The organism is Phycisphaeraceae bacterium, assembly GCA_019636795.1.
Classification (GTDB): Bacteria; Planctomycetota; Phycisphaerae; order Phycisphaerales; family UBA1924; genus JAHBWW01.
In genome coordinates, this window is sequence record JAHBWW010000002.1 from 381,194 (window position 1) to 395,911 (window position 14,718).

The 14,718-nt window shown below is 62.3% G+C and carries 12 protein-coding genes and 2 tRNA genes; 6 read left to right on the forward strand and 8 right to left on the reverse strand.

The features are described 5' to 3' along the window. Positions 1-125: 125 nt before the first annotated feature. From KF757_04810 to nuoE, 8 genes are all read right to left on the reverse strand, one after another. On the reverse strand, positions 126-4,994 hold the full coding sequence (locus KF757_04810) for a hypothetical protein (protein MBX3322291.1): 4,869 nt from the start codon (positions 4,992-4,994) through the stop codon (positions 126-128). A gap of 185 nt (positions 4,995-5,179) precedes the next feature. Beyond that, complete coding sequence (nusG, locus tag KF757_04815) at positions 5,180-5,839, reverse strand: transcription termination/antitermination factor NusG (GenBank protein MBX3322292.1); 660 nt, start codon at positions 5,837-5,839, stop codon at positions 5,180-5,182. 22 nt (positions 5,840-5,861) lie between these two features. Beyond that, positions 5,862-6,542, reverse strand: coding sequence for a preprotein translocase subunit SecE (gene secE / locus KF757_04820; GenBank protein ID MBX3322293.1), 681 nt, complete (start codon positions 6,540-6,542; stop codon positions 5,862-5,864). An 88-nt stretch (positions 6,543-6,630) separates the two neighbouring features. Further along, positions 6,631-6,703: transfer RNA gene (locus KF757_04825), tRNA-Trp, on the reverse strand. Between the two features lie 57 nt (positions 6,704-6,760). Then, positions 6,761-6,943: a 50S ribosomal protein L33 gene (gene rpmG / locus KF757_04830; protein ID MBX3322294.1), complete on the reverse strand. Its 183-nt coding sequence runs from the start codon at positions 6,941-6,943 to the stop codon at positions 6,761-6,763. Between the two features lie 96 nt (positions 6,944-7,039). Continuing rightward, positions 7,040-8,242, reverse strand: a complete 1,203-nt coding sequence (gene tuf, locus KF757_04835) for an elongation factor Tu (protein MBX3322295.1) — start codon at positions 8,240-8,242, stop codon at positions 7,040-7,042. A gap of 285 nt (positions 8,243-8,527) precedes the next feature. Next, positions 8,528-8,599 (reverse strand) — tRNA-Thr (locus KF757_04840). A 125-nt stretch (positions 8,600-8,724) separates the two neighbouring features. Next, positions 8,725-9,267: an NADH-quinone oxidoreductase subunit NuoE gene (nuoE, locus tag KF757_04845; GenBank protein ID MBX3322296.1), complete on the reverse strand. Its 543-nt coding sequence runs from the start codon at positions 9,265-9,267 to the stop codon at positions 8,725-8,727. A gap of 175 nt (positions 9,268-9,442) precedes the next feature. Here nuoE and KF757_04850 point away from each other — a divergent pair, with 175 nt between their 5' ends. The 6 genes from KF757_04850 to KF757_04875 are packed head-to-tail and all read left to right on the forward strand — an operon-like array spanning position 9,443 to position 14,703. Next, positions 9,443-9,802: a hypothetical protein gene (locus tag KF757_04850; GenBank protein ID MBX3322297.1), complete on the forward strand. Its 360-nt coding sequence runs from the start codon at positions 9,443-9,445 to the stop codon at positions 9,800-9,802. A 44-nt stretch (positions 9,803-9,846) separates the two neighbouring features. Further along, on the forward strand, positions 9,847-10,326 hold the full coding sequence (locus KF757_04855; protein ID MBX3322298.1) for a hypothetical protein: 480 nt from the start codon (positions 9,847-9,849) through the stop codon (positions 10,324-10,326). A gap of 39 nt (positions 10,327-10,365) precedes the next feature. Next, positions 10,366-10,557 carry a hypothetical protein gene (locus tag KF757_04860; GenBank protein ID MBX3322299.1) on the forward strand — a complete coding sequence of 64 codons (192 nt, stop codon included), beginning with the start codon at positions 10,366-10,368 and terminating at the stop codon, positions 10,555-10,557. A gap of 20 nt (positions 10,558-10,577) precedes the next feature. Beyond that, positions 10,578-11,432: a tRNA pseudouridine synthase A gene (locus KF757_04865; protein ID MBX3322300.1), complete on the forward strand. Its 855-nt coding sequence runs from the start codon at positions 10,578-10,580 to the stop codon at positions 11,430-11,432. A gap of 6 nt (positions 11,433-11,438) precedes the next feature. Then, positions 11,439-12,680 (forward strand): glycosyltransferase, encoded by a 1,242-nt coding sequence (locus KF757_04870; GenBank protein ID MBX3322301.1) that lies wholly within the window; start codon positions 11,439-11,441, stop codon positions 12,678-12,680. Continuing rightward, positions 12,658-14,703 (forward strand): hypothetical protein, encoded by a 2,046-nt coding sequence (locus KF757_04875; protein ID MBX3322302.1) that lies wholly within the window; start codon positions 12,658-12,660, stop codon positions 14,701-14,703. The genes KF757_04870 and KF757_04875 overlap by 23 nt, the downstream gene beginning before the upstream one ends. The last annotated feature ends 15 nt before the right edge of the window (positions 14,704-14,718 follow it).

Below are 14,718 nucleotides of genomic sequence, written 5' to 3' on the forward strand. Positions count from 1 at the left end.
GTTCTCCTTTTTGTCCCACACATTCCACACCACACCACATCCCACACGATGACATCGCTTCCTCTCTTGACATCGCTTCCTGATAACCAGGCACGCACTTCCCTCACCGCCTGATCCCAGTGCGATCAGCCGCCCCCACCACCACTCCCGCCACCACGGTTCCCCCGAAGCAGATCCTGGATCCCACGCTTCACAGCATCATCCAGCAGCCGCTCAGGCTTGAACAGATCCCCGGTCGCCTTCGAAAAGTCCGGCGTCCACCGCGACGCATCCAAAGCCCCCGCATTCGTCATCGGCACCATCACATTCCCATTGATGAACTCCCGGGCCAACCCGGTGATCCCAAACGCTTCCACCGCAAACGCCCCCGCCGGCATCATCACCAGCAAGTTCTTGCGCTGCTTGACCACATCAATATCGCCACGACTCGTAAACGTGAACTCGCCCAGCGGCACCGCCAGATTGTCATAATTCACCACCCCCTTGGCCATCGAAACATCAAACGGACTGATATCCCCCCCGATCTCCCCAAGCGCCCGCTGACCAGTCAACTTCAACGCTCCCTCGATCGGGCCGCCAAGTGTGTACCGCAATGACCCCGGCGATGCCTTGAGCACAAAGGCCATATCCTCGATCGCCCCGCTCATCGGAATCCTCGCCGAAGAAATATCGATCCGCGACGGAGCCTGCGCCCCGTCCCTCTTCTCCACCCCCGCAAAAATCGGCACCACCCCAAACACGCGCTTCGAAAACGCCTGCCGAATCTCCGACAACTGCATGTAACTCCCACTATCGATCACAAGGAACCCGTTCTCCAGGACTCCATCAGCCCGGTCATCCCTGAACGACCCGGTGATCTTGGTGCTCGCGGTAGGCGTCCGAGCCTCGAGCGAAATTGTGCCGCCCTCAAGCGGCGCTCGCACCACCGCTAGCTCGCCCTGAATCTCGTTCCCGAGCATCTCCGTCAGCCACCCGTTCATCCCCGAAAGAGCATCAACCAGTGAGGTTGGAATGTGCCGTATTGATCCATTTGCATTCAAGTACGCCTTGTCCGGCGTCAGCACCCCGCCTTGCGCAAGGCTCATCACCTGCGCCTTCAGATCGACCGCACGCGCCGCATTCGCCGCATCCAGTTGCACGTCGGCCGAAACTTCCGCATCGACCATCGTGCCCGGCCGATCCGACTTGGCCGTCACCAGCAAGCGCCGGAATGCCCGCTTCTGTCCGCCCGGAAGCACCACGTCAAACTGTGGCACACGCGCAACCATATCGACCGCAAACCCGATTCCCTCCACCGCCCGCTCGCTCGAAGGCAGCGACAACTGCCTTACATCCAGATCCAGCTCAACGCCCCCCGTCACACTCGGTGCCTTGTCGCCCATCGATTGCGCAAAACGCCGCGAGATCCACCGCTCATCTCCACGCCACTTCGCCGTCACAGGCCTATCGAGCACAATCGCGCCCGAACGCATCGTCGCATGAACCGCCGACATCTCGCGCAGCGCCGGAGCCGTAAATGTCGCCACCACTTTCGTCGACTCGGTCGCAGCATCGACCGATGCTTCCGCATTCACCCCCACTGTGTCGCCAAGCAATCCCTGATACAAATCATCCGAACCAAGCAACCGATCCGCCCACGCTGTCCGAAGCCCCGTCGCCACCACATTTCCGCGCACCGGCCCCGCAACCTCGGCCCCGATCGTTGTCGCCACATCCGCTCGAATCTCGCCGATCCTGGCTCGCTCCGCGTTCTCGATCGTCGATTGTGCATTGACCGTGATCGGCATCGCCGAAGTCGTATCGTCAGCCTCGCGCAGCACAAGCCTCGTCTTCGCATTCGTCGTCACACGCAACGCCGACGCATCGAGCCCTTCGAGCGTCAATGCCGAAGTTGACGCCGTCAGATCAACCTCGCGGCCGTTCTTCAGCGTTCCCTGCGCCCGCAGCGCAGTAGCCCCCGAAACACGCACCGTATCCGCCATCTCAGGCAGAAACGCGCGCATGACCTGCTCCATACTTGGCCGCGAGAGTCGCACTTCCGCCCCGAACTCCGCTTCGATGGGCTTATCACTCATCGTCGCCTTGGCATTCAGGTCCAGCCGCTCGCCCTTGGCACTCACCGCCGCAACCGTCACCGCGCTTGATTCAACCGTCGCATTCACCGAAAAGTTCGCGCCTGCGATATCCGCAGCCAGCGCATTGGCATCAATGCCCTCGATGTTGCCGAGCCGAATCAACTGCGCAAGCAACGACGCCGGAATCTCCGCAAACGAAACCTTCCCTCGCGGCGACAACGCCGGCACCGCCCACTCGCCGCCGCCCAGCGCCGCCATCAGCCCCGGCACCTCGATCTCGCCCGCTCCGCGAATCTGCTGCCGCTCGTTGTACAGCACTGCTGTGATGTCGGTCTTGAACACTTCCCCAGGCCGCACGCGCGTGTTGAGCACAATCTGCCTCAACTCCGGTGCCATGCGCTGCTCAACGCCCGGAAGATCCACAAACACCGTCCGCACCGCCACACGCGACGCCAGATCCAGTCTCTCGATCAGAGGCTGCCGTGTTGCTCTATCCAGTGGCAGCACAAATCGACTCAGCGAAAACTCGAGCGAACCGCCCTCACGCCGAATCGACGCCTGCTCACCAAGATCCACCATCGAACCCAGAAGCTCACCAAGCCCCGCATGCGACAGCGTGAACCCTGCCGGATCCAGCGATACCGCCTCTTCCCGCAGCAAAAACGCCCCGTCCGCAAGCAAACGCTCCGACGTCAACCCTAACTTGATCTGCGTCGTCCCGCCGCCCAGCGAGGCCGCTTCCAACTCCAGATCCACCGTCGGCCCAACCAGCGCGCCAGCATCCACACCCGAAGCCCTCAGGAATGGCTCCGCAATCGCTGTCGAAACCCCCACCAACTCGGCGCGCCCCACAACCGCCGACGGGAAACCAAAACTCCATCCACCCTCATTCCCAACCACCCCGTCAATGCGAAACTCCGCCGCAGCCTGACCCGCCGGTTGACCGTCGAACTTCCCCGATGCCACACTGCGGATCCGCGCCGCCCGCGCAGGCCCCGCAAACTCCATGAGCGCGCCGACCTGGTTGATCGCGTACGAAACACGCCGCCCATCAACAAGCATCGTTCCCGATGTCGGCCCAAGCATGACCTCAGCACGCACTTCAACATCGGTCGGACCCACCGTCGCGCCAGCCAACATCGATTCAACATTCACCAGTAGATGCTGCAAATGAGCCTCGACGCTCCCGCCCTGTTCCACCACCACGCCCGAAGCCTCAAACAGCCTCGTCAGCAAAGGACCAAGCGTCCCGATGCGCAACTCACCCGCCGGGTCATCCGAACGCAGCGTCGAACCTTCCAGAAGCAAGTGAATCTCGCCGTTCACGTTGGTCGATTCAACGAGTCCTGCAAAACGTGACACTCCCTCCATCACCCGCCCGACATCGCCACGCACCGTCAGCGTGGGGCCAACCTCCTGTTGCAGATTCACACCACTCGCAGCCACAAACGGCTGGAGCACCGCCGTATCCACGCCAGTCACCGCCATCGACCCCGTCACACCCTGCAAGCCATCCTCGCGCAGAATCCCACGGTCATCCACCAGCCCATTCGCCAACAGATCCAGATTCAGCTGCCCGCCCGCACGCCCATTCACTTCGAAGCCCACGCTTCCCGTCGCCCGCGCACTCTCAGCCAGCGTTGCCGATTCCAGTTTCAGCAGTAGCGCACTCGTCGACACACGCCGCACCGAAGCCTCATCCTCCCCAAACCGCACCACCGCCTCCATCGGCGTCACGTCCACCTGAGCCCTGACTCCCGCAAAACCCAGCGACGCTGGCGCAAGCGGATACACAAACTCCGATACCTCGATCGTCACGCCAGGCATCGCCTGCACATCGAGCGACCCCGCCGTCACCTCCGTCAGCCACGCCCGATCAATCGCCTCTAGCGCTTCCTTCGACAGGCTCGCGCGAATCCCCTTGCGACTCGATATCGCATCACTTCGCACATCAACCGCCCCAGCCACCTTCACATGCTGCGCGCTCACATCGACATCAATCGCCAGCGCATCAAACTTCCCCTTTGCCGCAATCGTCCCCGACACAGGCGAACCAAACGCCCGCGACAAGTCCATCGGCACATCCAGCAGCACATCGGCCAACGCCGCATCCAGCCGTGTGAGCGTCACCGTTGCATCAAGCACCGCCTTGCGATCGTCCACCACGCCATCAGCGCCGACCAGATCAGCGATCGACACATTCATCCCGATCGCACCGGCTCCCGCCGTTCGCCCAGTGCGGTCCTCACTCCCGAGCGAACTTTCCAACTTCAGCGTGATCGGAGAACCCGGCGCAAACGCACCCGAGCCCTTGATCGGCGACAAAGTCACATACCGCAGGCCCGCAGCCTCGATCGCCGGATCCGCGTACGTCACGTTCAACGCATCCAAATTCAATTTCGCACGCAGTTTCGCCGGCACACTCGCCTGCTTCGGCGTGCCCGCCCCGCCGCCGCCACCGGGTCGCGCCTCTGGTTTGATCTCAGCCGACGGCGCAATCAGGGCATCGAGCAGATTGATCCGCCCCGCTGCATCGCGCCGAACCATCGCATGACCCTTCACCCCGATTGTGCCCAGGTCACGCCCGCCAAACGCGAGTGCCATCAGCCCCACATCGGCCGAGACATCCACATCCGCGATTCGCGTCCCAGACCCATCAAGCACACGCAGCCCGTGCACACGCTGAGGCCCAAACCACGACAACGACACCGAACGCACATCGATCGATCCCGAAATCGCTTCCGATCCCTTCGACGCCACAATCGAACCCGCGAAGACCGACGCGATCGCGGGTGCAAACACCACCAGTCCGCCGACCAGCAGCACAAACGACCCCAAAATCAGCAGCACAACCTTGCGGCGTTTCCGCTTCGTACGCACAGCCCCAGCATCCGTCCACGCAGTGCCATCCTTGGACATAACTCAAACACCTCCCATCACAGGCCGCAACGCGACTTTAGAGAGGATATGCCCAATTGACACCTCGCCAGCACAACTGCGACCGGTGCAAACGCATCACAGTCCACCGCAGGTGACGGCTCGTGTGAGCCTGTGTCGAGTCTATGTTCCGAGGCTCAGCCTAACAAGGCGCAGCCCAATTGGCCTCAGGCTTGATCCGCCTTGGCGATCTGCCACTCTTCGAGTTCGATCGGTGCCTGGCGACCAAATATCGTCACCAGCACGCGGACCAGCCCCTTCTCGGGAACCAGCTCGTCCACCGTGCCCTCATAACTCTCGAAAGGCCCCTCGCGAATCACCACGTGCTCGCCCTTCTCGAAAACCAGCTTGATCATCGGCTCGTCTTCGGGCTTGCGCGAATCAAGCAGCATCTTCTCGATCTCGTGTTCCTTCATCGGCGTCGGACGCCCGGCTGTGCCCACGAAATCGCCAACACCCGTCGTTTCCTTGATCAGGAAGAACACGTCCTGCGGAATGCGCCCGTCATCTTCGAGCCTCATCTCCACAAACACATATCCCGGATACAGCTTCGTCTCCGTAATGCGCTGCTTCCCGCCCTTGATCGTCTTCGTCTTCTCCGTCGGCACCAGAATCCGCCCCACCAGGTGCTCCATCGACTCGATCTGCACCTTGCGCAGCAGCGTGTCGCGCACCGAACTCTCCTTGTTCGACGCAACACGCAGTACGAACCAGTTCATGCCCTCCCGGCACATCGGCTCCTGCTCATCGATCAACCCCGTCCGCTCGTCAGGGCGTCCGTCGAGCGCCATTGCATCCTTCTGATTCTCGTTCTTGCGTTCTGCCATGTGCCCAGTCCCCGCAGGAATCTCAGGATTCCAGTACGCCGACCAACTTGAAGAAGTACGAAAACACGACATCGATCCCGAACAGAATGGTGGCGATCAGGAATGCTGCAACGATCACGACCTGCGTCGAGCCGATCACTTCCTTCTTCGTCGACCAGTTGACTTTCTTCATCTCCCCGTCTGTCGCAATCAGAAACTCCACCGTCTTGCGATTCGAACCCGTAAACCAGAACACAACCCCAGTGCCCAACAGAATGATCACACCCGCAACCGAAGCCTGCAGGTACAACTCCGGTATCAGAGGCACCGCCTGCACCCCGCTCACCGACGCCGCAAACTCATCGCCCTCCGAACGCACCGCCCGAACCGAACCAGCCGAAATATCGCTCGACTTGAGCGACAGATTGCGTACCTCCAGCGTCCCGGTTCGTTCCGTCGCAGCGGTATACATCCCGACCACCGCAGACCCGATCCGCTCGTCTGTGCCATCGTCCGATGCTCGCTCAAGCACCAGAATCATCTCAGGCGTCGGCGCCCCACGCAACACCGTGATCGAGGCACGATGGGCCTTGGCAGGCAGCCTGATCTCCTGCGCCTGGTCCCAGCCCCACCCCGCAGCCACAAAGAACAGAACGCCGACGAACACCGCCGACATCGTCCGTACCCAGTACCCTTGACCCTGCTTGTAGATCCCGAATGCCATGCCAATCCTTCCGCAACGCCGCGGGCCGGTTTCGCCGTCCGGTTTCGTGTCGAACAATCCGCACTATTGCAAGACGCAACGGCGGGAACACGCCAGGAGGGACTCGAACCCCCAACCTGCGGATTTGGAATCCGCTGCTCTGCCAATTGAGCTACTGGCGTAGCGGGCAGAAACGAACCGAACCCCCGCAAGACGCCTCGGGAGTGCGGCTCGCGCGCTCACTTGCGCTTGATCTTGTGCAGCGTGTGCTTCCTGAGCCTCGGGCAGTACTTGTTCATGCCAGCCTTCAACTCCTCCGGAATGCCGCCCTTGACATTCACAGAAGTACGATAGTTGAGGTCACCGGTCTCGGTGCACTGAAGCCAGACATACTCGCGAGCGGCACCCTTCTTCTTGGCCATCCGAGAACTCCGGTCGAAAAAAGTCCCACACGAGCGTATCGACGCCCGAAAAAACCATGCCGGCCGCTTTCACGACCGGAATGGATCAGTCTTCAACTACTCAATGATCTCAGTCACCGTGCCCGAGCCGATCGTGCGACCGCCCTCACGCACCGCGAACCGAAGCCCCGGCTCCATCGCCACCGGCTTGTCGATCAGGTCAATTTCCATTTCCACATTGTCGCCAGGCATGCACATTTCCGCACCACCAAGCAACTTCACCGCACCAGTCACGTCCGTCGTACGGAAGTAGAACTGCGGGCGATACCCCGAGAAGAACGGAGTGTGGCGGCCACCCTCCTCCTTCGTCAGGATGTACACCTGGCCCTTGAACTTCGTGTGCGGCTTGATCGAGTTCGGCTTGCAGATCACCTGCCCGCGCTCAATCTGGTTCTTTTCAATACCACGCAGCAGCACGCCCACATTGTCGCCCGCCTGACCCTGGTCCAGCGTCTTGTTGAACATTTCAACACCAGTCACCGTCGTCGCAAGGTTTGCCTTCGACAATCCGACGATTTCCGCCGCATCGCCAACCTTCACCACGCCACGCTCGATACGACCCGTCGCAACCGTACCACGACCCTTGATCGAAAACACGTCTTCGACCGAGATCAGGAACGGCTTGTCAATCTCACGCGTCGGCTCCGGAATGAACGAGTCCAGCGCGTCAAACAGATCGTCGATCGGCTTGCACACCGCATCATCACGCGGATTCCCGATCGCAGCATGCGCCTGCCCACGAATCACCGGCGTGTCGTCGCCCGGGAAGTTGTACTTGCTCAGCAGCTCGCGGACTTCCATCTCCACAAGCTCCAGCAGTTCCGGGTCGTCCACAAGGTCAACCTTGTTCAGGAACACCACGATGTGCGGCACACCCACCTGGCGAGCAAGCAGCACGTGCTCACGAGTCTGAGGCATCGGGCCGTCGGCAGCCGACACCACCAGAATCGCCCCGTCCATCTGCGCAGCACCCGTAATCATGTTCTTCACAAAGTCGGCGTGGCCCGGACAGTCCACGTGCGCATAGTGCCGATTCGCCGTCTGGTACTCCGTGTGCGACGACGCAATCGTCACCGTCTTGTTCGCGTCACGAACCGTACCGCCCTTCGTGATTTCGGCGTAGCTCTTCACCTCGCCGCCGAAACGAACCGCAGAACGGGCCGAAAGAGCGGCCGTCAGCGTGCTCTTGCCATGGTCAATGTGACCGATCGTGCCGACATTCACGTGCGGCTTGTTGCGTTCGAACGTTCCTTTCGCCATCGCGGAAATCCTCGCTTGAACCCGTGTTCAGTGTGCCCGATCGCTCGGACGCCCTCTGGTTGCCGTCCAGTACACCATCTCAGGAACTTCTGCAGGGGCCGGACGTGACCCATGCTCGAAGAGGCCGACGTCGACCCACTTCCCGAGAACCAATCTTTCCCGTCAAACCAACCGGTTTCGACCCCCGCCTCCGCCCGATTCAATCATCGAACGCGACCGACAGCCAAACCACATTCCCAACAGCCGCCCCGATCGCAGCCCCTAAAGAATAGGCGCCACTCCCAAAGCCGCTGGCGGGATTTGAACCCGCGACCTCACCCTTACCAAGGGTGCGCTCTACCACTGAGCTACAGCGGCAATCAAGCCCCTTACCGACTCCCGCCACAGCACTCCCATCGAGCGCGGCCAACATCATAGTTCCGCCCCGCCAAGGGTCAACCCACTTCCACCCCAACTCCGACACAACACACCACCCCCAAACCCTACCGCCCCTGATCCTCATCATTCACCCGATCAATCAGCCTCGAAACCTTCTCAGGCGTCAAGTCCTCATGCAGATGCTCATCAATCAACGCCGCAGGAGCAGTCCCGCAACTCCCAAGACACTCAAGCTCAATCAACGTGTACCGCCCATCCTCCGTCGTCTCCCCGATATCAATCCCCAATTTCGCCTTGAACGCCTCCGAAACCTCCCGCTGCCCGCAAAACTCACACGCAATCGACCGACAAACCGACACAAGGTGTTTACCCTTGGGCTTCAGCCAGTACTCTTCATAAAACGAAGCCGTATCAAAAACATCCGCAGGCGGAAGCCCTAGGCATTCCGCTATCTCTAGCATCGCTTGCTGAGGAATCCACCCATACTCATGCTGAATCATGTGCAACGCAGGAAGCAACGCCCCCTTCTTCGTCTCGAATCGGGGAAGGTAGCTCGACACCAGTTCCTTCCTCATCGCCTCAGTCAGGTACGGCTGTTCCCGGCGCTCCACCCGTTCGTCAGCAGAATTCTTCGTCGTCCAAGCCATGACAACAAACCTCCGATTTCGGCTCCATCGTAGCCGATCAAGAATCTGGTTGTTGATCGTTCTCCAACCGTGACAACCGCAAGCCTCTATCGCTTCCAAACTGGCAGTAATCTGATCGCGAACAAACGTCCGGTTTCGCCGATCAACATTCCGATTCACCCGAAAGGAGCATTCCATGGCCATCCCCTCCATACTCAAGCCTCAGATGGGATCCGTTCAATCCCCCGTCTTGGCCCCCATGGGCGCCCCCGCGCCAGTTCCGATCCCCTACGCCAACATGGCCCAGAACGCCGGTGCCACCTCCAAGCCGGCTCTCATGCAGGCCGCCCAGGTCCAGCAAAAGCAAATCGCATACAACCCCAAACTCAACCCCAAGTACGACGCAAAGGCCAACAACGCATCGGCCGGTTCAACCTCCATGGCCGTCGACCCACGCGCCGGCGCAGGCCAAAGCCTCATCGGCAAAGATCTCGCCGCAGCAATCAGCCCCGCCGCAACACCCGCCGGAGCTGCTGCAAAACCCGCCGGAAAGTAACTCCACCTCAACTTCCTCATGCGTCACTCTCATACGATTGACCCATGAACGTCATTCAGAAACTGCGATCCCTCGTCACCGAGATTCGCGACCGCAAAAACCCGATCCAGTTCGTCGAGCAATGGGCGCTCGCTGCACGCCTGCTCGAACGCTTGCCTGTCGATCAAGCCGCCGTCAAGGCCGCATGTCGCGACCGCAATCTCGACGCGCTCGACGCACTCGTCACGCACCTCGAAAACCCTTCCCCCGCCACACAAGCCCCCGCCACCCCCGCCGACGTCACCGACGCCGACAAATCAGCCGCCATGCGCGCATTCCGCAAACGACTCAAACTCAGCCGACTCTCCGACGAATCCCGCATCGGCAACCGCCCAACCTCCAGCGGCAAAAGTTCCGACATCGACGCCATCCTCCCGCCCAACGACTTCCCAACTCACGTCTGGAAAGCCCTCGCCGCCGATGGCCGACTCGTCTACACCGGCCAGGGCTTCTACGCCCTGCCCGAAAACTCGCAAGAACCATAACTCACGCATCGCACGACGCCGAACCGCCTATCCTCGTTCATGGTCCCTTGGATCGTTCTGGCCATCGTCCTTTCGGTGCTCGGCGCCATCCTCACCATTGTCTGGTGGCGCGTCGGCGATCAATGGGCTGACGAAGAACATCGCCGCTTCAAGTCAAACCACGGCCCAGACAACACCACCCACACCGTCATCCCCAACTTCCGCCGCGACGACACGCCACCCACCACCTGATCCCGCCGCTATCGTCCACCGTGCCCCGCTACAAACTCACCATCGCCTACGACGGCACCGACTTCCACGGCTGGCAGAAGCAATACCCCCGGGCCGAAGATCATCCCGATCACCACGACTCACCGCCCGCCGATCTCGATCACCTCACCCCAACTCCCGAAGGTCGCGTCGCCCTCCGCACCGTCCAAGGCATCGTCGAACACGCCGTTCAGACCGTCTGCCGCGAACGCATCATCCTCACCGGCGCAAGCCGCACCGATTCAGGCGTTCACGCACTCGGCCAAGTCGCCGCCTTCACCTCAAACCCCGATCCCGCCCGCGGCGTCGGCTGGCCAATTGATCGAACCTGCCAGACCCTCGTCCGCGCCCTCAATGGCTCGCTCCCACGCGATGTCCTCATCCGCGACGCCGCAATCGTCCCCGATACCTTCGACCCCATCGCCGACGCCATCGCCAAGGAGTACACCTACACCTTCCTCGCCGGCCACGACCGCCCGCTCTGGGATCGTCGCTACCTCTTCCACACCTGGTACGACCTCGACCCCGCACTCATGCTCCAAGCCGCACGCGATTTCATCGGCCAGCACGACTTCGCCGCATTCGCACAGATCAGCCACGGCCGAAAAACCACCATCCGCTCCATCCACTCCTGCACCATCGAAACTCCCGCCCCCAATCGCATCATCCTCCGAGTCAGCGGCTCCGGTTTCCTCTACAACATGGTCCGCATCATCGCAGGCACACTCATGGAAGTCGGTCGCAGCCGCATCCCCGCCGACGCCATCCCCACCATCATCGCCTCCCGTGATCGCCGCCAGGCAGGCCCCACACTCCCCCCACAAGGCCTCCGCCTCGAGTGGATTCGTTACCCTTAGACACACATGCCCCTTCGCATCCTCCACATCTCCACACGCCTCATCCTCGGCGGAAGTCAGGAGAACACCATCCTCTCCTGCGAAGGTCAGTCTCGCCTCGGCCACAATGTCCACCTCGCCTTCGGCCCGATCTATGGCCCCGAAGGCTCCATGCTCGATCGCGTCCACGCCTTCAACAAACACGCCGCCCAACCGATCACCACACACGAAATTCCCGATCTCGTCCGCGAAGTTCACCCCTTGCGCGACCGCCGAGGCCTCCACCAACTTCGCAACCTCATCGAACTCATCGAGCCCGATATCGTCCACACCCATTCATCCAAAGCCGGAATCCTCGGCCGCTTCGCCGCACATCAATGCCTCCGCAAGCCAGTGCGCACGGGCCGAGCACCTATCGGCATCGTCCACACCATCCACGGCCCGCCCTTCATGCCCATCGAAGGCCCCCCGCTGCGCCGCCTCAAAACCCGCACCCTCAACCACCTCTACACCATCGCCGAACGCGCCGCCGCACAACGCTGCCACCTCATCGTCTCCGTTGCCGACGCCATGACTTCACAGTTCCTCGCACGCCGCATCGGCTCGCCCGATCAATACACCACCATTCGAAGCGGGATCGAACTCGAGCCATACCTCAACCCCACCTCCGACCAGACCCGCGACGCGATACGCCAACACCTCGGCCTCGCGCCACACCACTTCGTCATCGGCACCGTCGCACGACTCGCCGAACACAAAGGACACGACGACATCCTCACCGCCCTCGCCCCACTCCTCCGCGAACGCCCGCACTGGCGACTGCTCTGGGTCGGCGATGGATGGTGGAAAGACCGCCTGCTCGCCCGCGCACGCGATCTCGCCATCGACTCAAGCCTCATCACCACCGGCCTCGTTCCCGCCTCCGAAATCCCAGGCCTCATGCGGGCCATGGACATCCTCTGCCACCCATCCTCACGCGAAGGCCTCCCACGCACCGTCCCACAAGCCCTCATCGCAGGCACATGCCCCGTCGCCTACGACGTCGATGGCACCGGCGAAGTCTGCCGCGACATGATCACAGGCCGCCTCATCCCTCACGCCGATCTCGACGCCCTGCGCAACGCCGTCATCATGCTTGCAGACAACCCCGAACTTCGCGCCCGCCTCGCTGCAACCGGCCAGGCTGAATGTCTCGAATCGTTCAGTGCCCAGCGAATGGTCCAACAACTCCAAGAGGTCTACTCCCGTGCGCTCTCGATGGCTCGCTAGATTCTCCCTCGCCGCCCTCGCCCTGTCGCTCGCTGCGCCAGCCTGCGCTCAACTCCTCTCCTTCGATCGCTCCGCACCCACCGCCGACACCCTCACCGCAACCAACGAACTCGCTGCTTTCCTCAACTCCCAGGCAACTTCCATCCAGGCCCTCGACGATCCAACCCCGGGCCTGCTCGCCGCCGCCGCAATCCGCCGCGTCGCAGCCGCCATGCTCACCAGCGGCGAAGCGCTGGGCGACCTCGGCAGCGTCCGCTGCATCACCGCCCGAACCCTCCTCCACGCCATTCCCCAACTCGACTCCGCCTTCACCGCCGATGCGCCAATCCTCACCGACCCCGCCCTGCGCATGCTCGCTGCCGATCTCAACGCCCTCGCCCAAGCCATCCCGCGCACCGACGAACAACTCGACCGCGCCCTGCGCGACGCTCTGGCTCCACTCACCAACATCACCAACCCCCCCGGCCCCGCCTGGCACATTCCTTCAACGCCGCCACCACAACTCCCCATCCTCTCACCAGCCGATCGTGCAGCAATCGACCCCCTGCTCTCCGCGCTCGACCGCGCACGTCAGTTTCCTTCGCACGCGCCCAGCGCCGAACGAACCTACGCCCTCCTCGCCCCAGCCTGTGCCGTACTCAACGCGCCATCATGGCTCACCCCCGACGCACGCGATGTCCTTCGAACCCAACTCCACTCCGCCATCGCACGCTGCCTCGACCCCGCCGACGCCGACCGAGGCCTGCACGATCTCGAACACCTCGCCCGCGTCGCCACCACGCTCCGAGCCTTCGGCTCCATCAAAGCCGGCCCAGCCAAAAAAATCGCCACCGATCGCATCAACACCATCATCGTCGAGGCCGCAAACGACCGCCTCCGCAGCCGACGTGTCTTCGCCGCCGCAGCCACAGTCCTCGCTGCACACGCCGACGATTCCATCCTCTCGCGTGAACCTCAACTCCCAACCCCCCTTCGCGTCGCATGGCGCTCGGCCGCCGACGATCTCGCCGCATCACAAACCCGCCTCCTCAGCGCGCTCATCGAGCTCCTCGACCGCCCAGACCCCCTCGGCGAACCCGCGCTCCTCAGCGCCCTGCGCGCCCACCGCGAAAACCGCCAGTTCCTCGAAAGTCTCGACGCACTCGCCTCCGCCATCTCCGCCCAAACCTCCCCCGCCTCTCGCCCTCGACTCGCCAACACCTACTCGCGCCTTGCGCCCCGACTCATCACACTCGGGCGCGACATGGCAAAACCCGGCCCCGCACGCGACGACGCCCGCAACGCACTCCTCACCATCGCCCACGCCGCTCGCCTCGCCGCCCCCTCACCCGCCGAACAACAACTCCGCCACGCTGCCGATGGCACACTCGACCAGCGCGAAACCTGGCATCGCGTCCTGCCCGATCAACCTCCGCTGCTCATCGCACGCATCGATCTGGCGCGCAACGAACTGCTCGAAACCCTTCTCGATCCCTCCGCCGCTGCGCATCTCTCCCCACGCACACAACACCTCCAGCGCCTCGATTCCACCGTTGCCACGCTCGACGCTGCCATCCGTGTCATCGCTGCCGACCCATCTCTCCTCGCGCCCTGGGCCGCATGGCAAATCTCCGATCACGCATGGCAAGCGCTCGTCGAATCGCTCGAACGCGCCGCCCGCGATCTCGCCAACGCCGCAATCAGCAATCCTGCCAACAGCAATGCCCCCCCCGACGCCCCCTTCACCTCAACCGCCCACCTCGTCGCTCGCCTGCTCGATCTACCTCAACTCCTGCCCGACACGCCCCTCATCCAATCCACGCTCGCTCAGATCGCCCTCGGCCCGCCACACACCCAGACCCTGCTCCTCGATCAACGCACAAGCATCGCACTCTTCTGCCGCCAACTCGAAGAACTCGCCTCCGCACGCCTCCGCAACGAGCCCGACCGCGTTCGCGCCATCGAACAAACGCTCGAACGCACCGCCCGCGAAATCCTCCGCGCTCTCGACCGCATCAATCTTGCTCAAAACCCCCAGCCATAAAAAGCCGGGCCGCAA